The sequence below is a fragment of the Peterkaempfera griseoplana genome (genome assembly GCF_001418575.1).
GTDB lineage: Bacteria > Actinomycetota > Actinomycetes > Streptomycetales > Streptomycetaceae > Peterkaempfera > Peterkaempfera griseoplana.
This window is the reverse complement of the sequence record NZ_LIQR01000087.1, coordinates 1-18,844: the sequence shown is the minus strand read 5'-3', so window position 1 is coordinate 18,844 and position 18,844 is coordinate 1. Positions and strand designations below refer to the sequence as shown.

The 18,844-nt window shown below is 72.7% G+C and carries 21 protein-coding genes, 1 tRNA gene and 1 pseudogene; 15 read left to right on the top strand and 8 right to left on the bottom strand.

Annotated features, from left to right (window positions below):
- Nucleotides 1-292, bottom strand: a pseudogene (locus AOK09_RS06955) (PIG-L family deacetylase); the annotation flags it as partial.
- 154 nt (nucleotides 293-446) lie between these two features.
- Here AOK09_RS06955 and AOK09_RS06950 point away from each other — a divergent pair.
- Nucleotides 447-1,154: a rhomboid family intramembrane serine protease gene (locus tag AOK09_RS06950; RefSeq protein WP_055586234.1), complete on the top strand. Its 708-nt coding sequence runs from the start codon at nucleotides 447-449 to the stop codon at nucleotides 1,152-1,154.
- Between the two features lie 25 nt (nucleotides 1,155-1,179).
- Here AOK09_RS06950 and dnaN read toward each other — a convergent pair whose 3' ends face one another.
- Nucleotides 1,180-2,298 carry a DNA polymerase III subunit beta gene (gene dnaN, locus AOK09_RS06945; RefSeq protein ID WP_055586233.1) on the bottom strand — a complete coding sequence of 373 codons (1,119 nt, stop codon included), beginning with the start codon at nucleotides 2,296-2,298 and terminating at the stop codon, nucleotides 1,180-1,182.
- A gap of 166 nt (nucleotides 2,299-2,464) precedes the next feature.
- Between dnaN and AOK09_RS06940 the strand changes: the two genes are divergently transcribed.
- From AOK09_RS06940 to AOK09_RS06930, 3 genes are all read left to right on the top strand, one after another.
- Nucleotides 2,465-3,637: a hypothetical protein gene (locus AOK09_RS06940; RefSeq protein WP_063795864.1), complete on the top strand. Its 1,173-nt coding sequence runs from the start codon at nucleotides 2,465-2,467 to the stop codon at nucleotides 3,635-3,637.
- Nucleotides 3,638-3,790: 153 nt separating this feature from the next.
- Nucleotides 3,791-4,087, top strand: coding sequence for a type II toxin-antitoxin system VapB family antitoxin (locus AOK09_RS06935; protein WP_055586231.1), 297 nt, complete (start codon nucleotides 3,791-3,793; stop codon nucleotides 4,085-4,087).
- Between the two features lie 204 nt (nucleotides 4,088-4,291).
- Entirely contained in the window at nucleotides 4,292-4,945 is a 654-nt protein-coding gene (locus AOK09_RS06930) for a LytR C-terminal domain-containing protein (protein WP_322973153.1), read from the top strand.
- 67 nt (nucleotides 4,946-5,012) lie between these two features.
- Here AOK09_RS06930 and upp read toward each other — a convergent pair whose 3' ends face one another.
- Nucleotides 5,013-5,648, bottom strand: coding sequence for a uracil phosphoribosyltransferase (upp, locus tag AOK09_RS06925; RefSeq protein WP_055586238.1), 636 nt, complete (start codon nucleotides 5,646-5,648; stop codon nucleotides 5,013-5,015).
- A gap of 301 nt (nucleotides 5,649-5,949) precedes the next feature.
- Here upp and AOK09_RS06920 point away from each other — a divergent pair, with 301 nt between their 5' ends.
- From AOK09_RS06920 to AOK09_RS06900, 5 genes are all read left to right on the top strand, one after another.
- Nucleotides 5,950-6,135, top strand: a complete 186-nt coding sequence (locus tag AOK09_RS06920) for a hypothetical protein (RefSeq protein WP_055586237.1) — start codon at nucleotides 5,950-5,952, stop codon at nucleotides 6,133-6,135.
- 254 nt (nucleotides 6,136-6,389) lie between these two features.
- Entirely contained in the window at nucleotides 6,390-6,914 is a 525-nt protein-coding gene (locus AOK09_RS06915; protein WP_245687157.1) for a tRNA adenosine deaminase-associated protein, read from the top strand.
- Nucleotides 6,915-6,948: 34 nt separating this feature from the next.
- Nucleotides 6,949-7,458 (top strand): tRNA adenosine(34) deaminase TadA, encoded by a 510-nt coding sequence (tadA, locus tag AOK09_RS06910; RefSeq protein WP_079062816.1) that lies wholly within the window; start codon nucleotides 6,949-6,951, stop codon nucleotides 7,456-7,458.
- Between the two features lie 59 nt (nucleotides 7,459-7,517).
- Nucleotides 7,518-7,604: transfer RNA gene (locus AOK09_RS06905), tRNA-Ser, on the top strand.
- A gap of 399 nt (nucleotides 7,605-8,003) precedes the next feature.
- The gene (locus AOK09_RS06900; protein WP_055586227.1) at nucleotides 8,004-8,426 is read left to right on the top strand and encodes an OsmC family protein; all 423 of its coding nucleotides are present in this window, start codon (nucleotides 8,004-8,006) and stop codon (nucleotides 8,424-8,426) included.
- A gap of 329 nt (nucleotides 8,427-8,755) precedes the next feature.
- On the opposite strand, the gene AOK09_RS06895 is transcribed toward AOK09_RS06900, so the two are convergent.
- The gene (locus AOK09_RS06895) at nucleotides 8,756-9,853 is read right to left on the bottom strand and encodes a CU044_5270 family protein (RefSeq protein ID WP_055586226.1); all 1,098 of its coding nucleotides are present in this window, start codon (nucleotides 9,851-9,853) and stop codon (nucleotides 8,756-8,758) included.
- The gene (locus AOK09_RS06890) at nucleotides 9,850-10,554 is read right to left on the bottom strand and encodes an RNA polymerase sigma factor (protein ID WP_175609269.1); all 705 of its coding nucleotides are present in this window, start codon (nucleotides 10,552-10,554) and stop codon (nucleotides 9,850-9,852) included. The genes AOK09_RS06895 and AOK09_RS06890 overlap by 4 nt, the downstream gene beginning before the upstream one ends.
- 554 nt (nucleotides 10,555-11,108) lie before the next feature.
- On the opposite strand from AOK09_RS06890, the gene AOK09_RS06885 reads away from it, so the two are divergent.
- The 5 genes from AOK09_RS06885 (at nucleotide 11,109) to AOK09_RS06870 (ending at nucleotide 15,379) form a co-directional block, all read left to right on the top strand.
- Nucleotides 11,109-12,254 (top strand): hypothetical protein, encoded by a 1,146-nt coding sequence (locus AOK09_RS06885; RefSeq protein WP_055586224.1) that lies wholly within the window; start codon nucleotides 11,109-11,111, stop codon nucleotides 12,252-12,254.
- 607 nt (nucleotides 12,255-12,861) lie between these two features.
- Nucleotides 12,862-13,026, top strand: coding sequence for a hypothetical protein (locus tag AOK09_RS40710; RefSeq protein WP_169796997.1), 165 nt, complete (start codon nucleotides 12,862-12,864; stop codon nucleotides 13,024-13,026).
- Between the two features lie 66 nt (nucleotides 13,027-13,092).
- Nucleotides 13,093-13,389, top strand: a complete 297-nt coding sequence (locus tag AOK09_RS06880; RefSeq protein ID WP_055586223.1) for a Dabb family protein — start codon at nucleotides 13,093-13,095, stop codon at nucleotides 13,387-13,389.
- Nucleotides 13,390-13,476: 87 nt separating this feature from the next.
- Nucleotides 13,477-14,364, top strand: a complete 888-nt coding sequence (locus AOK09_RS06875; protein WP_079062815.1) for an RNA polymerase sigma factor SigF — start codon at nucleotides 13,477-13,479, stop codon at nucleotides 14,362-14,364.
- A 184-nt stretch (nucleotides 14,365-14,548) separates the two neighbouring features.
- Nucleotides 14,549-15,379: an RNA polymerase sigma factor SigF gene (locus tag AOK09_RS06870; RefSeq protein WP_055586222.1), complete on the top strand. Its 831-nt coding sequence runs from the start codon at nucleotides 14,549-14,551 to the stop codon at nucleotides 15,377-15,379.
- Between the two features lie 143 nt (nucleotides 15,380-15,522).
- On the opposite strand, the gene AOK09_RS06865 is transcribed toward AOK09_RS06870, so the two are convergent.
- Together AOK09_RS06865 and AOK09_RS06860 are read right to left on the bottom strand one after the other, a co-directional pair.
- Nucleotides 15,523-16,461, bottom strand: coding sequence for a tyrosine-protein phosphatase (locus AOK09_RS06865; protein ID WP_055586221.1), 939 nt, complete (start codon nucleotides 16,459-16,461; stop codon nucleotides 15,523-15,525).
- 100 nt (nucleotides 16,462-16,561) lie between these two features.
- Nucleotides 16,562-16,741, bottom strand: coding sequence for a hypothetical protein (locus AOK09_RS06860; RefSeq protein WP_055586220.1), 180 nt, complete (start codon nucleotides 16,739-16,741; stop codon nucleotides 16,562-16,564).
- Between the two features lie 147 nt (nucleotides 16,742-16,888).
- Between AOK09_RS06860 and AOK09_RS06855 the strand changes: the two genes are divergently transcribed.
- Nucleotides 16,889-17,842, top strand: a complete 954-nt coding sequence (locus AOK09_RS06855) for an aldo/keto reductase (protein WP_055586219.1) — start codon at nucleotides 16,889-16,891, stop codon at nucleotides 17,840-17,842.
- Between the two features lie 32 nt (nucleotides 17,843-17,874).
- Here the strand turns inward: AOK09_RS06855 and AOK09_RS06850 are convergent.
- Nucleotides 17,875-18,844, bottom strand: a 970-nt coding sequence (locus AOK09_RS06850; protein ID WP_055586218.1) for an SPFH domain-containing protein, incomplete at its 5' end; no start/stop codon positions are given.

Here is an 18,844-nt window from a genome sequence, read left to right as displayed (position 1 = left end):
CGGCGGTGGGGTAGACGGAGACGACGCGGGCGCCCGCGGCGATGGACTGCTGGATGTCCGGGTTCATGAAGTACAGGTCGTCGTCGGGGTGGGCGACGAGCTGCAGGGTGGTGGCGGGGCCGCCGGGCGGGCGCGCCGGGGGCCGCCCGTCGAGGGCGTCGGGCAGCACCGCCGGGTCCCGCCGCCCGCTGCGGGCGACGCTGCCGGCCACGGTCGGCACCGCCAGCGCGCCGGCCGTCCACAGCACGGCCCGGCGGGGTATGCCGGTTCCGCGGCGGTCCGGTGCAGTCACCCGATCACCCTCCTCGGCTTCCATGAAGCCAGAGCGGCCGTCCGCCCGCGACCCGGGCCGTAGTCTTCGGGTGCCGGCGGTCGGCGGCGGTGCCCGGGGACCGGGTCCTCGCGGGTCGGGGCAGGGAAGGTCGGGGCAGGGAAGGGGGAGCGGCATGGACGGTTCGCCGACGGGCGGCGGCAGTGCGGAGCTGATGGTCGCGGAGGCGCGGAGGGCGTTCTTTGTGATGCTCGGCTTCCTGGTGGTGGTGTGGGCGCTGCAACTGGTCAACTGGCTGGACGGCTACCGGCTGGATGCGCAGTTCGGCCTGGTGGCCCAGAGCCCCGGCAGGCTGGGCGGCATCGTCACGGCGCCGCTGCTGCACGCCAACTGGGCGCATCTGGAGGGCAACTCCGGGCCGCTGTTCATCTTCGGCTTCCTGTCCGCCTACCGCGGGGTGAAGCGCTTCCTGGGGCTGACCCTGCTGGTGGCGCTGACCAGCGGGGCCGCGGTGTGGCTCTTCGAGGACGGCGGGGTGGTGACGGTCGGCGCCAGCGGGCTGATCTTCGGCTGGTTCGGCTATGTGGTGCTGCGCGGGGTCTTCGACCGGCATCTGATCGACACCCTGGTCGGGGTGGTGATGGCCGCGTCCTTCGCCTATCTGCTGCTGGTGGCCGTGCCCGGCACTCCGGGGGTGAGCTGGCTGGGTCATCTCGGCGGCCTGGTGGGCGGGCTGGCCGGTGCCTGGATCTTCCGGGAGCGCCGCCGCCCGGGTGCCGCCGGCGGGGCGCCCGCCGCGGCGGTGTCCGGGCCGCGCTCCGCGCCGTCCGGCGGCCCCCGCGCCGACCTCCACAAGGAGCTGGACGACCTGGGGCTGCTCTGAGCGGGCGCCGCCGGGGGACCGGGCCTCAGCCTGCCGTCTTCAGTGACATCAGCAGATGGCGGTGGCCCGGGTCCGCCGCGTCGTCGGCCTTGTCCCGCCCTGCCAGCAGCACCCGCTGGCCCGGGCCCAGCATGGCGAACTCCACATGGGGGGCGTCCAGTGCGGCCAGTGCGTCCGCGAGGTAGCCGGGGTTGAAGGCCAGCGTCACGGGGGCGCCGTGCAGTGCGGCGGGCAGCCGCTGGGAGGCGGTGTCGTCGTCCCCCGCGCCGGCCTCCAGCAGCAGCGACTGCGCGGTGAAGACCAGCCGGAGCGGACTGTGCCGCTCGGTCACCACCGCGACCCGTTTGACCGCCTCCACCAGCAGGTCGCGCTCGACGACGCCGAGGACCGGCTCCGGCAGCGCGAAGAGGCTCGCATAGCCGGGCAGGACGCCGTCCAGCAGCCGTATGGTCGCGGTGGTGTCGCGGCCGAGGAGCCCCAGCGTGCCGTCGCCGAGGGCCAGCCGTACGATCCCGGTGCCGGCCGGGGAGCGCACGGCCTCCAGCAGCCGCCGCGCCGGGACCACCGCCTCCGTCTGCCCGGGCATGGGAGACAGCGGTCGCCACGGCAGGGTGCGGACGGCGAAGCGGTAGCGGTCGGTGGCGGACAGGGTGAGGGTGCCGTCGCCGAGCTCCAGCCGGACGCCGGTGAGGACGGGCAGGGTGTCGTCCCGTCCGGCGGCCGTCGCGACCTGGGCCACCGCGTCGGCGAACTCCGCCGCGTCCAGTTCGCCGAGCGTCCCGGGCACGGCGGGCAGTGCCGGATAGTCGTCGAGCGGCAGCGCCGCCAGGCCGAACCGGGTGCCGCCGCCGGCGACCGCCAGCCTGGCCCCCTCCAGCGCGCAGTCCAGCGGGCCGTCCGGGAGCACCCGGCAGACGTCCAGCAGCCTGCGCCCGACCACCAGCGTCTCGCCGGGCCCCTCGACCCCGGCCTCCACCGAGACCCGGACGGAGACCTCGTGGTCGTATCCGGCGACGGCCAGCCGGTCCTCCGAGGCGGTCAGGCGCAGCCCGGCGAGCACCGGCTGCGAGGGTCTGCCCGGGAGGGCGCGGGCGGCCCTGCCCACCGCCTCGGCCAGTGCGCCGCGCTCGATCCGGAACCTCATCGACTGCCTCCCCGTGCCCTCGGATGCGATAGCCGGGGACACTAGCGGCGACCACCGACAACGCGGCCGGCGGCGACCGGCGACCGGGCTTAGGTATAGACCAATTCGCCGGGCGGTGGCTAGCGTGGAGCCCGCCGCCACCTCACCGAGCCGCCGGAGCCGCACCGTGGAGTCGTCCGTCCTCGCCTTCGCCACCGACCTGCTCGACGAGGGGCCGGACCGGTTCTTCGGCAACCTGGCCGACCGGGCCGGGGTGGGCGGGGTCAGCCTGGCCTCGGTCTACCACGAGGCGCGCGACGTCTTCCCGCACAACCCCCGCCGGGTGGTCCGCTACCTGGAGCCCGGGGCCGCCTACTTCCGCCCCGACCCCACGGTCTGGCGCGGCCGTCGGCTCACCCCCACCGCCTCCACCGCGATCGGCGACCGCGACCCCTTCGCCGAGGCAGCCCGGGAGGCCGGGCGGCGCGGAATGCGACTGCACGCCTGGACCGTCTTCCTGCACAACGACCGGCTCGGCTTCCAGCACCCGGACTGCGCCCCCGCCAACGCCTTCGGCGACCGCCATCTGACGGAGCTCTGCCCGGCCCACCCCGAGGTGCGCGAGTACGTCCGCACCCTGGTCGCGGAGCTGGGCCGGTACGGGGTGGACGCGGTGCGGGCGGAGTCGCTGCACTTCCACGGGCTGCGCCACGGCTACCACCACGAGCGCTACTTCGAGCAGCTCGGGCCGGTCGCCGAGGCCCTGCTCGGGGTCTGCTTCTGCGACCACTGCCGGGCCGCCGCGGCCGCCGCGGGCGTACCGGCCGACGAGGTCCGCGACACGGTGCGGACCGAGGTGCGGCGCCGGCTGGAGGACGAGAACGCCGCCGCGGAACCCGGCCGGCTGGACCGGCTCGCCGACGGGGCGCTGGCCGCGTACGTCGACGCCTCGGCGGCCACCGTCACCTCACTGGCCGCGGAGGCGGCCGAGGTGGCGGAGGGTCTGGGGATGCGGCTCAGCTTCATGGACGGCGGTGGCCCCGGCTCCGGCTGGCTCTCCGGCATCGACCTCCCCGCGCTCGGCAAGGTGGTCCACCAGGTGGAGACCCTGGGCTACGCCACGTCAGCGGAGGCGGTACGGGAGAAGGTCGCCGCCTTCGCCCTGCACGGGGTCCGTCCGCAGGAGATGGCGGTGATCCTGCGGCCGATGGCGGAGGACTGCGACGGTCCGGCCGATCTGGCGGCCAAGGTGGCGGCGCTGCGGGAGCTGGGCGTACCGGAGGTGGAGTTCTACCACTACGGGCTGATGCGGCTCTCCTCGATGGACCGGATCGGCACCGCCCTCCATCAACTCGGGTAATCCTCCATCAAACCGCGCAGAGTACCCACGGGCTGACATCACGCCGACGTCCGCCGCCCCGGATCCGCCGCGTTCTCGCAGGTGGGACGAGGTGGGTGGGCGAGGTGGGCGTCCTTGCTGCGCCGCCGCCCACAGGAACGGTAGGCTTTCCGTGTGATCTTCAAGCGCATCGGCAACGGGCGGCCGTACCCGGATCACGGCCGGAACAGCACCCGACAGTGGGCGGACGTCGCCCCGCGCCCGGTGCGGCTGGACCAGTTGGTGACCACCAAGGGTCAGCTCGATCTGGAAACCCTGCTCGCCGAGGACTCCACGTTCTACGGCGACCTCTTCGCGCATGTGGTGAAGTGGCACGGCGACCTCTACCTGGAGGACGGGCTGCACCGCGCCGTACGCGCCGCCCTGCAGCAGCGGCAGGTGCTGCACGCCCGCGTGCTGGAACTGGAGTGACCGCGGGGCCGGTACGCCCCCGGCCTGCTTTCCGCCCCCCGGATATCGCTTTGTACATCCTTTCGGGTGCCCCCATACTCCAGATGATGATCATTTAGTACGCTCACGCAAGGTCGGCACTATGTTGTTGACCACGGTCTCTGCGACACCCGCAGCCGTATCCACACTGCCTGTCCCGGCGCGAGGGGGCGACACACGGTGAGCATGTTGACTCCCCCAGGCCTGAAGGGGAAGCAGTACCGGGTCACCGGCAACAGCTACCCCCGTCTGGTCCCACCCAACAAACGCCGTCGGCGCATCGTCGCCCTGGTGTCGACGGTGCTCGTGGTGGCCGTCATCAGCTGGGGCGCGGTGCAGCTGACCGACATCTTCGGCAGTGCGAGCAGGAAGCTTTCTGCGGGTTCCTGCCCCGCTGCCTCCCCCAGCGCCTCCAAGGCCTCCGCACACGGCGCGGGCGACGCCGCGGCCTCCCCGGCGCCCACCGGCGTGCCCAAGCCGCAGGCGGTCACCGTCAACGTCTACAACGCCACCACCAGGCCCGGCCTGGCCGGCCGCACCGCCGACGAACTCAGGAAGCGCGGCTTCAAGGTCGGCAAGGTCGGCAACGCCCCGGCCAACCTGGACAAGAAGGTCAAGGAGTCCGTCCGGCTGATCGGCGGCCCCTCCGGCAGCAAAGCGCTGCTGCTGCTCGGCACCCACGTCAAGGGCGCCAAGACCACCCCGGACACCCGCAAGGACGCCTCGGTGGACTTTGTGATCGGCAACGGCTTCACCGCCCTGCTCAGCCCCGCCCAGGCCGAGAAGGCACTCGCCGCCGCCACCAAGCCCTCCCCCAAGCCCTCCGGCGCCCACTGCTGACCCTTCCCGCACAGCGCAGTGGCCGGCGGCGCCTCCTCGGCGCCGCCGGCCACTGCGCTGCGGTGGGTCAGCCCGCGGTGCCGTAGAGGCGGTCTCCCGCGTCGCCGAGGCCCGGCACGATGTAGCCCTGCTCGTTGAGGTGGTCGTCGACGGCGGCGGTCACCACCGTCACCGGCAGCCCCGCCAGCTCCTTCTCCATCACCGCCACCCCCTCGGGGGCGGCCAGCAGGCAGATCGCCGTCACATCGTGGGCGCCGCGGTCCATCAGCATCCGGATCGCCGCGACCAGGGTGCCTCCGGTCGCCAGCATCGGGTCCAGCACGTACACCTGCCGGCCGGAGAGGTCGTCCGGCATCCGCGTCGCATAGGTGGAGGCCTCCAGGGTCTCCTCGTTGCGGATCATGCCGAGGAAGCCCACCTCGGCGGTCGGCAGCAGCCGGGTCATCCCGTCCAGCATGCCCAGTCCCGCCCGCAGGATCGGCACCACCAGCGGGCGGGGGTAGCTGAGCCGGGTGCCCAGGGTGACCGCCACCGGGGTGGTGATCTCCACCTCGTCGGTGCGGACGTCCCGGGTCGCCTCGTACGCAAGCAGGGTGACCAGCTCGTCGGCGAGCCGGCGGAAGGTGGGCGAGTCGGTGCGCTCGTCGCGCAGCGTCGAGAGCTTGTGGGCGACCAGCGGGTGGTCGAGGACATGGATCCGCATGATGAGACAGTAACCGAGCCCGGACACCCGTACGAGCCGCGGGGCGGGGCTGCGGTCCGCCACCTCGCACCCCGTACGGCGGAATCAATGCCGCCGTACGGGGAAAGTCTGTCCCTGTGAACGGTCGGGGGGCCGGCGCGGTCACCCCGTCGGCCCCGGCACAGCAGAGCGGGCAGGCAGCGCGCGAAGGATCGCAGGGGATCGCATGGCGGAGCAGAGCCGGTCCGAGAGGGACCGTGTCCGGCGGCAGCGCGGCAGCACCCCGGCCTCCAGGGCCGCGGCCGACGCCGAGGGCCGGGAGATGTCCGCGGAGGACCTGGCAGCGGCCGAACGGCGCAAGGAGTCCGACGCCGAGCGCCGCCGGCGCCGGGCCGTCTTCCTGCGGGAACTGGCCGAGGCGCGCGAGCTGCGCGAGCGGGTACACCCGAGGCGCACCAAGGAACGGCGGATGCGTGAAGCGGTACGGATGAGGACCTTCCGCTTCTGACGAACGCCCCGCAGGCCGTCGCACCGCGCCGGGCTCCGACACGACCTGCAAAGATGCGCTGCGGAACACCCCCCGCAGTGGCAGGGTTTCTGTCACGATTCCGATTGGGGCGTCCGAGAGGCGGGCTCCCTCTGGAGCGGGGGCGCTCTCCGTGGGCCGTCCACCCGCCCCGGCTCTCCAACAGCCGAGACCATGGGAGTGTCCTGGTGGCGTACTTCGCTGCAGTGCTCGCTCGCACCGAGGACGGGTGGAGCGTGAACGAGACGGAGCTCGACGACGTCGAAACCCTCGCCGACCTGGCCGACCTGGCGCGCGAGGCCTCCGAGGAGGAGGAGACGGTACTGGTCTTCATCGAGCAGGAGGACGCGTGGTTCGCGGTCGTCCGGGTGGACGGCGAGGAGGACCCGCGGATCTTCGTTTCGGACGGCGCAGCCGCCGCCCGCAGCGCCTACGGGGAGATCGTGCTCACCGACGAACTGGTGGGCCGTTCCCCGGGCGATGAGCTCGACGACCTCGACAACCTGGTGGCCGAGCTGGACGACGACCCGTCCGACGGGTCAGGCTCCGCGTCCGACGACGACGAAGACGACGACAGCCCGGTGGCCGGGGCGGACGGCGTACCGGCCGGCCCGCTGGGCGACACCGAGGTGCTCACCGAGTTCGGCATCTCCGCCAAGGCGCTGCTCGCCATGAGCGGCGAGGGAGCCGTCCCCGGGGACGCCCTCTCCGAGATCGCCGAGTCGCTGGGCTGCGGCGAGGTGCTGGAGGCGGTCCGGTAGCCGGGCGATGCCACCGGTACCCGACACTGGTGGCATGCAGACCACGCCACTCCCGGCTCCCGTACGCCCCGATCCGGTGCGCGACCGCTGGGTCGGGCCCATGCACCTGGCCCTCGCCGAGGCCGCGCTGGCCCCCGCCACCGGCGACGTCCCCGTGGGCGCGCTGGTGCTGGGGCCGGACGGCTCGGTGATCGGCCGCGGGCACAACGAGCGGGAGGCGGTCGGCGACCCGACCGCCCACGCGGAGATGCTGGCGATCCGGGAGGCGGCACAGGCGGTCGGCGAGTGGCGGCTGACCGGCTGCACCCTGGTGGTCACCCTCGAGCCCTGCACCATGTGCGCGGGCGCCATCGTGCTCTCCCGGCTGGACCGCGTCGTCTACGGCGCGGTGGACGACAAGGCCGGGGCCGCGGGCTCGCTCTGGGACGTCGTCCGCGACCGCCGTCTCAACCATCGCCCCGAGGTCGTCCACGGCGTCCTGGCCGAGGCCTGCGGGGCGGCTCTCACCGCCTTCTTCGACGCACAGCGCGGCGTCTCCGGCTGACCTGGCCGCGCATCCCAACGATTTCGTCGCCGCCCGGCCCGTCCGGTAGAGTCTCTCCCGGTAGCGTGTCCGAGCGGCCAAAGGAGCACGCCTCGAAAGCGTGTGTGGGGGCAACTCCACCGTGGGTTCGAATCCCACCGCTACCGCTTCTGAGCAGCAACGACGAAGGGCCGGACGGGTCACCCGTCCGGCCCTTCGCGTTCGCTGGTCTCACCTGTGGTCCCGGTCGGCCTTCTGAGAGCCCTTCTCCGGCCCTTCCGGCTGCGGCGTCCGGGGACGGCACCGAGGTGTCCGGGGGCGGAGTTCGAGGGCTTCGCCCGTCTGGCCCGGTCCTGGGCCCGGACTTGCGGCGAATACGACGGTTGCCGTCCGTCGAAGGCCATGGCCACCACAGACCTGATCTGTCCGCCCGGCAGAGTCCCCCTCCTGTCGCCGGCCATGTCGTGGCCGAACAGCAGTGCGGCCTCGCGGCAGTCGGGTGTCGCAGCCGCCGTCGGCCGTGCCATATTGGCGGCGCGCAACCGCGTGCCCAGGGGGAGGCCAGGATGAGCATCACGGTCGAGACATGCACCGTCGCCGGACGGTCGACTGCGATCGGTGCGGCGGGTCCGTACACGCTGGTGGTCGACCGGCCCGTGCAGGCGGGCGGGGGCGGCCTGGGATTCAACGGCGGGCAGCTGCTGTATCTCGCGGTCGCCGCATGCGTGTCCAATGATCTGTACCGGGAGGCCGAAGCCTGGGGCATCTCGCTGCACCGCGTGGCGGTACGGGTCGCGGGCGATTTCACCGGCGAGCCGGCCGTGTCAGCTCCGATCTCCTACAGCGTGGAGATCGATGGCGACGCATCCGAGGAGCGGCTGCGCGAACTGGTCGCCCACGTCGACCGGATCGCCGAGATCCCCAACTCGCTCCGCGGCGGTACGGAGCTGCGTCTTGACGAGACCCAAGTGGCGTCGGCCGGCGCGTGATCGCAGCGCTACCGCTGCTGAGCAGTGACGCCGAAGGGCCCCGACTGGCGACAGTCGAGGCCCTTGGGCGGGGTGGCGCCGGTCCGGGCATCAGCGCCGGTCCGCCGGTGACGCCGGCTGACAGCGGCGGAAGCCGCCCGGGGGTGGCGGCTCTGCTGTCAGCCGGGGCGCAGGACGCCGGCGATCGTCGCCACTGAGCTCAGTCCCGGCCGACGTCAACCGCAACACCGTTGGCACCGCGCCGACGAACGGGGTCGCCCGCGAACGGCAGCACATGCCCCGGGTTCCGGCTCCGTGGACGGGTGCCAGCCGCGGATTCGGGCAGAACGTCAGGCGCTGCCCCCGGGCGTCTGCTTGATGCGATCCACGATCGCGCGACGGGTGACGGCGGAGGTGAACCACACAGTGCCCGGCTTCTCCGTGACACCGGACTGGATGACCTCCTTGACCTGCACGCTGCGCTCACCGAGGAAGACATGGGTCTTCTTGTCGAAGATCCACTCCTGCCGCTCGCCGCTGGTCTCGTCCAGCCGGGCCACCGCGACGCCCGTTCGGCCGATCGCGTCCTGAGCCCTGTCCACCACGACGACGCCGGGGATCTTCGCCGCCGCCTTGAACAGCGCCGAGTACAGCTCCACCGGGGGGTAGCTCTCGGTGAGCAGATCGCCGATGGTGGTGAAGGCCTCCTGATCCGGCGAGTTCCCCATTCCCTTGGTCTGCTTGTAGATGAGCTGCAGCAGCTGGTCCGGGTCGGTGGGCAGCGTGGCCAGGTAGTCGTAGGAAGGGCCGTTGAGGGAGGCCTTGTAGGGATGGCCGTGCTCGTCGGGCAGGCTCAGCGTCTCGCCCTCGGGGCTCTTGTTGACGGCAGGGTCGATCAGCCAGCCCTTGGCCCCGTCGGCGGACCTCCAGGTCTGGCGCTTGTGCAGAGGCTGGCCTGCCAGACTGCTCTTGTCGTCGACATCCCGCACGTAGGTCGCGGCAGCCTGGGACTCGATGTAGACGTACTGGCCCGGCTTCATGGTCGGCCGGGACCCCTCGGCGGCCACCAGTGAGATCTGCTCGAGCAGGTGCGCGGCTCCCTTGGTGGTCGGGGTTCCGATCTGCGTGGTCAGCGCCGGCCCGGCGACCTCCGACCCCGCCGTGCCGCTCAGCGCCGAGCCGGCGACGACCGCGCCGACCACGGCCAGGGCGGCGGCCACCGGCAGGGCGATCGCGAGACGCGGCAGCCGGAAACCCTGGTTCTTCGGCCGGCCGGGGCCGGTGGCCGCCAGGGGCTCTTCCCGCTGAATGTCCTGGTGGATGTGGGCCATCAGGCGCTCCTTGTGGAACTGGTGACGGCCCACCGGAAGATCGCGCCCAGCCTGCGGAAGGAGAGCTGCGCTCTCCTCCCACCCAGCCGGGCTCTGCCGGGACTGATTCGCTTTCATCGGTTTCCTTCCGATACGGGCCGGGTCACGTGGATGTGGTCCCCTCTGTTCTGTCGCTGCGGGCGGCCGGGTTCCCGTTTCCCGTGAAACGCTTTCGCCTCCGGCTGTTCGGCACGCCGTCCGGCGTCCGGGGTCCACGCACCCGGCCGTGCGGGAGGGCTTGCGAGCTCCGTCTCGGTGAGCTTGCGCAGCTTGGTACGGGCCCGCGAGAGCCGGGAGCGGACCGTGCCGACGGCGATGCCGAGTGCCTCGGCTGCGGCCGCGTACTCCAGCCCCTCCCACAGGCACAGGGTCAGCACCTCGCGCTCCGGCCTGCGCAGGGCGGCGAGCGCGCGCAGGGCGGCGGCGAGACGCCGTCGGTCGTCCAGCCGGCCCGCCACCTCGTCGGCATGGTCGGGCAGGCAGGCCCCCGCCTCGGCCTCGGCCGCCGCGAGCGCCGCAGCCCTGTAGCGCCGGTTGCTGCGGTAGTGGCCGCGGGCGACGTTGGTCGCGACGCCCAGCAGCCAGGGCCGCAGGGAGCCGCCCTCGGCACCGACCCGGTCACGGTGCCGCCAGGCCTCCATGAAGGTGTGGGCCATCACGTCCTCGGCTTCGGACCAGTCCGCGGTCAGGCGAAAGGCGTGGTTGTAGACAGCGCGGGCATAGCTGTCGTAAAGCTCGGCGAACGCGCTCGCATCCCCGGCCCGTATGCGGGTGCGCATAGAAGTGCTCACCCTGCTTAGCTGTCGCGCGGCACGCCTCGGGTTCCCGTGAGCTGTGTCACACGACCGGTAGGCGGTGGCTCGGGGCGGACCTCAGCCTGACGCGGCTGACCCCGATTGTCATCGGTCGTGCGGGGCTGCGGTCGGGCGTTCCTCGACTGTGCCCGGGCAAGAGCTCCCATCCCCTCACTTCGTCGCCGGGCGCGTGCCCGGCCTTTCGCCGGCACCAACGGCGGTGCGAGCGGCCGTCAGTGACGCAGCCGCAGATCGTGAAGGCGCGTACGGGAACAAGCCCATCATGGGTTCGGATTCCACCGCTACCGCCTCTGAGCAGCGACGCCGAAGGGCCGGACGGGGTCACGACTCCGCGCCGACTTCCCCTGCTCGTCGGCGTTCGCACTCCGTCGGGAAGGCACACACGCACCGATCGCCGTCCGGCCTACCACCCGCGGTGGGTGCTCAGGTGCTGCGGCTGTGACGGACGGCGGCCCTCGGGGCGTCTGGTTCTGCGGGGGAGGCACGAGGCCTTCGTCCACAGACATAGGGGGCAGTCCATGACCAGTTCCACCCGCCGGCGGTTGGCCCTCGCGGCGACCGCGGCAACGACGGCCCTGGGGGCGTGCCTGGCGACGGCACTGCCCGCGCAGGCCGCGGCGACGGCCGCCTGGAGCACCGGTGCGGTGCCGGTGGACCAAGCGAGCCTGTTGGGGGTGACGGCCGTCGACAGCCATACGACCTGGGCCGTCGGCGTCCAGCTGACCCAGTCGGGCAAGGCCACTGTGCACACTCCGCTGCTCGTGGGCCGCGACGACCGGGACGGTCTCGGCTGGCGGCGCATCCCCACCCCCGCCGACCAGGTCTCGGGCTCCCGCCTCAACGCCGTCTCCGCGGCGTCGGCCGACGACGTCTGGCTGACCGGGGACTCCGACGACACCGGAATACTCACGGAGCACTGGGACGGTGCCGCCTGGCAGACGGTGCGCGCACCGGTCCAGCCCAACAACGGCGCGGGGTTCCTCGGCGTGGCGGCGGTCTCCCCGGCTGACGCCTGGGCGGTCGGCTGGGCCACCGCCGCCGACGAGAGCGGCGACTTCGCCGGACTCCTTGAGCACTGGGACGGCAGCGCCTGGAAGGCCCTGCCGCTGCCCGGCTCCGGGACGGCCGTGCTCAACACGGTCACCGCCGTCTCGGCCCATGATGTGTGGGCCGCCGGCTTCGACACCGGCGACCAGCCGGTACTGCTCCACTACGACGGTGCCGCCTGGAAGCAGCTGCCCAGGCCTCCGGTCGCCGGACTGTACGGGGAGGTCAACGCACTGACCGCGGACGGCCCGGACGACGTCTGGGCCGTGGGCCGGGTGCTGACCAGCGAGACCGACCACGGCCATGCCCTGGTGCTGCACTGGAACGGCAGCAGCTGGCGGCAGGTCAAGGCTCCCGCCCAGGCGGGCCCGCTCTCCTCGGCCGCCGTCGCACCGGGCGGCCTGCTCGCGGTCGGCATGGACACCACCCAGGAGCAGGGCATCGCGGTGCGGTGGAACGAGGGTGCGGCACGGCTCCAGCCGCTGCCCGCCGCGGACGGCGCCTCGGACCTGCCTGCCGGGGTCGAGGTCAGCGGCCGGACCGCCACCGCCGTCGGCGCCGCCGCCGTCCCCGGACAGCCGGGCCTGGCGCCGCTGCTGGTCACCGGCCGGCTGTGAGCCGCGGCAGAGGGTGATCGGGCCGCGTCACATAAATACGGCCGCCGTCGGGCGGGCACCTGGGGTCGCCGGGAGCCGTGGGCGCCCGGCGGCCTCGGGCTCCGGTTCGTGGCCGACCGGTGCGGTGCGACCGGTGTCGAGCGACCAGTGCGGGGCGACCGTCGGAGGTGTGCAGGAGGGGAGCGGCTTCGGGGGGACAAGCCGCTCCCCCGGGACGGAGTCCCACAACCAGGGCCGCGTCGGGGGGAAGCCGCGGCGCCCGGTCCCACAGCGGGGGCTCCGGATCCGGTACCGGCGGGTTCCTGCCAGACCCTCGGTACCCCTCCATCGTGCGCCATGAGCGGGCGTAAGGCACCCCGGCAAAGCCATTCAAATCGGGGACTTTGGTCCTTTCGGCCGCAGGGCCCCGCGGCACCCCGGGCCACCCCGGACCAGCCTCGCTTCGCAGCCCCGTCCCCGTTGGGCCATCGGGTGGATAGGCTGCAGCCTTGCAAGTCGTTCCGGGGAGCGCGGCAGCCACCCCGCGGCATCCCTTCCGGGCGCCGGAGCTGTCGACGGAGCGGGTCGCCCCGGGGTGCGGGGCCGGGCAGGGAGGCAGGGCAGGTTCATGGCTCAGGCGAAGAAGATCGGCATGTATCTCCTGCTCATCTTCGTGCTGTACACGATCATCAATTCGCCGTCCCGTGCCGCCGACCTGGTGCAGGTGGGCTTCGAGGGGATCTCCAGCGCGGCCAAGTCCGTGGGCACCTTCATGACCGGGCTGATCAACTGATCGATTCCGCTCCGGGCCGGTTAACGTGACGGGGACAGTCAGCCCCCTTCCCCTAGGAGCACCACCGTGATCCGGCACCTGGTCCTGTTCAAGCTGAACGACGGCGTCGACCGCGACGGCGACGAGCGCGTCGCAGCCGGCGCCAAGGCCTTCGAGGAGCTGGGCTCGCTCGTCCCGGGCCTGCGCGAGTGGGAATGCGGCTGGAACACCACCGCTCGGGACATCGCCTACGACTTCGCCATCAACAGCCTGGTCGACGACCGCGAGGCGCTGCAGGCCTATGTCGCCCACCCCGCCCACCAGGCCGCGGCGGCGCAGTGGCAGGAGTTCGCGACCTGGGTGATCGCCGACATCGAGGTCTGAATCTCCCCCTCTTGCCCACAATCCACCAACACGCGTAAGGCCGGTGCTTGCCGGACGTACAGCCCTCTTGTGATGCTATGACCGGTTTTGCGGGATAGGGCGAGAGGGGTGGCGGGGTCCGTGCGGGCACAGGGCAGCACGCCGGACGCCGGCGCTGAGGAGGACGGGGGCCAGGGCGTCCGGGTGGCCCAGGCGCCGGTGCCCGGCGGCAGGGCGCCACTGGACGTCCGAGCCCTGACCCGCGTCCTCTTCGAACGGATGGCGGAGCTCGAACCGGGGACGCCCGAGCACGACCGGGTGCGGGCCGCCCTGATCGAGGTCAACGTCCCGCTGGTGCGCTATGCGGCCGCCCGCTTCCGCGGCCGCAGCGAACCCATGGAGGATGTGATCCAGGTCGGCACCATCGGCCTGATCAACGCCATCGACCGCTTCGACCCCACCCGCGGCGTCCAGTTCCCGACGTACGCGCTGCCGACCATCCTGGGCGAGATCAAGCGGTACTTCCGGGACAATGTCCGCACCATGCACGTCCCACGCCGGCTCCAGGAGCTGTGGGTGCAGGTCAGCGGTGCGATGGAGGAGCTCACCGTGGCTCACGGGCGCACCCCCAGGATCCCGGAGATCGCCGCCCTGCTCCGGATCCCCGAGGAGGACGTGCGGGACTGCCTGGACGCGGGCCGCGCCTACAACGCGGCGTCCCTGGAGGCCGCACAGGAGAGCGAGGGCGGCCTGGCCCTGCTGGACCGGCTGGGCTACGAGGACGCCGCGCTGACCGACGTGGAGCACCGCGACATGGTGCGCCACCTGCTGGTCCAGCTGCCCGAGCGGGAGCGGCGGATCATCATGCTGCGCTTCTTCGGCAATCTGACGCAGTCCCAGATCAGCAGCGAGCTGGGGATGTCCCAGATGCACGTCTCCCGGCTGCTGGCCCGGATCTTCGCCCGGCTGCGCAACAGCAACGCCTGGGAGTCCTGAAAGGGTATTGCCTCCCGGAGCAGGACATATCCATCGGCAAACATCGGATTGCTGCGCGTTACCATCGCGTGACATCTTGCAACGCCGGGGTTTGCCGGGGCCGGTGTTCCGGTATTCCAGTGGACGTAGCAGGGGAACCGCCGGACGGGCGGTATCCGTTGGGCAGTCAGGAGGGGGTGGGTGCATGTCTGTTGACCTGGGCAGCGCTGAGATCCGCGGCACGGTGGCCGACGAGGTGGTCCCCGTCGGGGCCGACCTGGACACCCGCACGCTGTCGCGCGCGCTCTTCCGGCGCCTCGCCGACCTGCCGCAGGGTTGCCCGGAACAGCTCTACGTACGGGACACCCTGATCGAGCTCAACCTGCCGCTGGTGCGCTACGCGGCCGCCCGCTTCCGCAGCCGCAACGAGCCGATGGAGGACATCGTCCAGGTCGGCACGATCGGTCTGATCAAGGCGATCGACCGCTTCGACCCTGAGCGCGGGGTGGAGTTCCCCACCTTCGCGATGCCGACGGTGGTCGGCGAGATCAAGCGCTTCTTCCGGGACACCAGCTGGTCGGTGCGGGTCCCCCGGCGGCTCCAGGAGCTGCGTCTGGCCCTCACCCGCGCCGGTGACGAGCTGGCCCAGAAGCTGGACCGCTCCCCGACCGTCGCCGAGCTCGCCGCCTGCCTCGGGGTGAGCGAGGAGGAGGTGGTGGAGGGCCTGGCGGTGGGCAACGCCTACACGGCCAGTTCCCTGGACTCCGCCCCGGCGGAGGAGGACGGCGACGGTCCCCTGGCCGAGCGGCTGGGCTACGAGGACGTGGCGCTGGAGGGCGTGGAGTACCGGGAGTCGCTCAAGCCGCTGCTGGCCCGGCTGCCGGCCCGGGAGCGGCGGATCATCATGCTGCGGTTCTTCGCCAACATGACGCAGTCCCAGATCGGTGAGGACATCGGCATCTCGCAGATGCACGTCTCCCGGCTGCTCACCAAGACCCTGGCCCACCTTCGCGAGGGCCTGATCTCGGAGGACTGACACGGCGCCCGCCGCCGCGTCGGCACCCGCACCCGCAACCGGGAACCGTCCGCCTGTGAGCCGCCGGCCCCGTGGCCCCCTGACCGTCGTGGCCGCCCCGGCCGCGGCCGTCCGGGGGCCGGGGGTCGGCGGCGCGGCGGGGTTCAGTCGGTGAGCAGAGCGGACCGCAGCGCCTTCCGCAGGGCGTCGTCCAGCCCCAGGCCGTCGGTGAGGAAGGCGTCGAAGGACGGCCAGCCGTTCTCGACCTCGGAGAAGGCCGCCTCCAGATAGGCCGGGTCGGCGCGGTAGACGGGCATCAGCAGTTCGGGCTCGTCCATGATCCGGCGGGTGCCGAAGGCGTTCATCACCCGTTCGACGATCACCGCGTGCCGCTCGTTGGTGAGCAGGTAGTCGTCGAAGACGGTGTCCCGGTCCACACCCAGCGCGGTCAGCAGCACGGCGGCCGCCCAGCCGGTGCGGTCCTTGCCCGCCGTGCAGTGGAAGAGCAGCGGGGTGCCGCCGGGCTGCGCCAGCAGCTTCAGCACCCGGGAGAACCGGTCGCGGGCGACCGGTTCGGTCACGAACCAGCGGTAGAGGCCGGTCATCAGCGCCTCCCCGCCGCCGTCCCCGAGCAGCGCCCGCTGGGCGGCCGCGTCGCGGCTGGCCAGTGCGTCGCGCAGGGCGACGTAGATGTCGTAGCGCTCCGCATAGACCGGCAGATGGTGGAGGGTGACGCCGTCCGGCGAGTCCGGCACGACGGTCCTGGGGGTGGCGGAGTGCTCCGCGGCGTCGATCTCGGCGACGGGCAGGCCCGGCACCCGGTCGGGCCCGTTCTCCCGGACCTCGGCCAGCCCGCGCAGATCGACCACCTGGCGCAGACCGAGGGCCGAGAGGGTGTCGAGGTCCCCGGCGGAGAGGCGGTGCAGTGCGTCGCTGCGCAGCGCCACTCCGTGGCGTACGGAGCGTCCGTCGCCGGTACGGTAGCCGCCCAGGTCGCGGGCGTTGAGGGCGCCCTCGAGGCCCAGGCTGCGGGCCACCATGGCCTGCTCCGGCGTGTCCTCCCCGACCGTCCCGGCCTCGGCTCTGCGACGGCACTCGGTCACTGGCATCCTCCGGACGTGCGTGTCAGGGCAGACCGCGGAGGGCCGTTCCACGTGGAACGGCCCGCGCGAGGACCGGGCCGTCGGCCCGGCGCACCCGGGGTTACTTGAAGGCGAGCCAGGCCACCGCGGCCACGACCACCACAACGGCGATCACCACAGCGGTGATCACACCGGTGCGGCTGCCGCCGGCGGCGGTGGCGGGGGTCTGCTGCTCCGGGGTGTCGACGAAAGCCCGGAACATCTGGGTGCTGGCGGCGGGATCAATGTCGTTGTCGGCCATGGCAGAGGACTCTAACGAACCCTCGCACCCGGTGGGACCCCGGTCCCCCGCAGGGATTGCGGCAGTTGCCGTGGTGGTCCGGTGAACAGGGCCCCCACAGGTGTGGCGGTCGGAACACGAGGCGGGGAAATAGCGTTGGATCTTGCCATGTCGAACAAGCGCAATGTGACCATCGGCCGCTCCGACCTCTCGGTCTTCCCGCTCTCGCTGGGCGGCAACGTCTTCGGCTGGACCGCGGACGAGCAGCAGTCCTTCGCCGTCCTGGACGCCTACGCCGCGGGCGGGGGCAACTTCATCGACACCGCGGACGTCTACTCGGCGTGGGTGGAGGGCAACTCAGGCGGCGAGTCGGAGACCCTGATCGGCAAGTGGCTCGCCTCCCGGGGCAACCGCGACGACATCGTGGTGGCCACCAAGGTGGGAGCACACCCCGACTACAAGGGGCTCCGGGCCTCGACGGTGAAGTCGGCGGTCGAGGAGTCGCTGCGGCGGCTGCAGACCGACCACATCGATCTCTACTACACGCACTACGACGACCCGGAGACCCCCGTCGAGGAGTTCCTGGGCGCCCTGGACCAGCTGGTCCGCGAGGGCAAGGTGCGGCAGATCGGCGCGTCCAACATCACCGCCGCGCGGCTGGAGGAGGCACTGGCCGCGTCCGAGCGGGAGGGTCTGGCCAGGTACGAGGCGATCCAGCCGCACTACAACCTGGTCTCGCGGGACACCTACGAGGGCCCGCTGGCCGATGCCGCCGCCCGGCACGGCCTCTCCGCGATGCCGTACTTCGCACTCGCCTCGGGCTTCCTGACCGGTAAGTACCGCCCGCAGGGTGCCGCGGTGCAGAGCGCCCGGGCGGCGGGCGCCGGCAAGTATCTGGACGATCCGCGCGGCCCGCGGGTGCTGGCGGCGCTGGACGAGGTCGCCGCGGCACACCGGGTGGAGCCCGCCACGGTGGCGCTGGCCTGGCTGGCGGCCCAGCCGACGGTGGCGGCGCCGATCGCCAGCGCCCGTACGGTCGAGCAGCTGCCGGCACTGCTGGCGGTGGCGGGGCTGGAGCTCTCGGCGGACGAGCTGGAGGCCCTGGACGCCGCCTCCGCCTGACGGGGGCAGGGAGGCCGGGCCGGCCGGGCGGTTCAGCGCCGTCTGGCGTCCCGCCGGCCCGTCCCGGGGAGTCCCGCCGGGGCGACGAAGGCCACCAGCAGCTGTTCCATGAGCGCCGCACGGGCATGGCGGTCCAGCTCGTGGGCGGTGGCGAGCTCCAGCCGGCGTACGGCGAGCGCCGCCGCCTCCACGGCGTCGTCGACGATGATCGTCCGCAGGTCTGCGTCCAGGTCGGCGACCCGCCGCCGGCGCATGCTGTCGGCCACCTCGGGGCCGTACTCCACGGCGAGCGGCTGCACCGAGTACACCTCCAGGCCCACCGGGGCGGCCTCGGCCGCCAGGGCCCGGGTGAGCTCGTCGCCGAACCACTGGCCGTCCCGCAGCGAGGGGGCCGCGCCGTCGGGGCTGTCACAGGGCAGCAGGGCCGCGGTGCGGCTGAGCACGGCGTGCACCTGCTCCCGCAGGTAGTCCTCGTGGTCGAGGACGGAGAGCATCGCCCGGGCGGTGTCCCGGACCCGCCAGACCACCATCAGGGAGACCCGCAGCGGGATGCCGGTGCGGTCCACCGCGTCCACGGGGTCGCTGCGCCAGTGCCGGATGCGGACGTCCACCCTGCGGCGGCGCAGGATCGGGTTCACCCAGACCAGTCCGGTCCGGCGGACGGTGCCCCGGTAGTGGCCCCAGCAGGCCAGCACCCGGGCCTCGCCGCCGGTGTTGGCCATCAGGCCCGCGAGGGCGAAGAGCCCGATGCAGGCCGGCAGCACCGCCAGGCGGGCCGCTGTGACCCGCTGCGCCGGGAAGGCCTCCTCCGGGCCGGGCAGCCACCAGGGCAGCATCCCCGCCCGGCCGAGCAGCATCTCGGCCCCGGCGGCGCAGGCCAGCAGGAGCAGCAGCGCGGCCCAGCCGGGGAGCATCGCCCTCGGCGAGTGTTCCCGCAGGTCGGCGTCGGCCCGGGGAGGACGGCGGCCGTACACGGCGGCCACCGAGGTGGGGGTGAGGGGC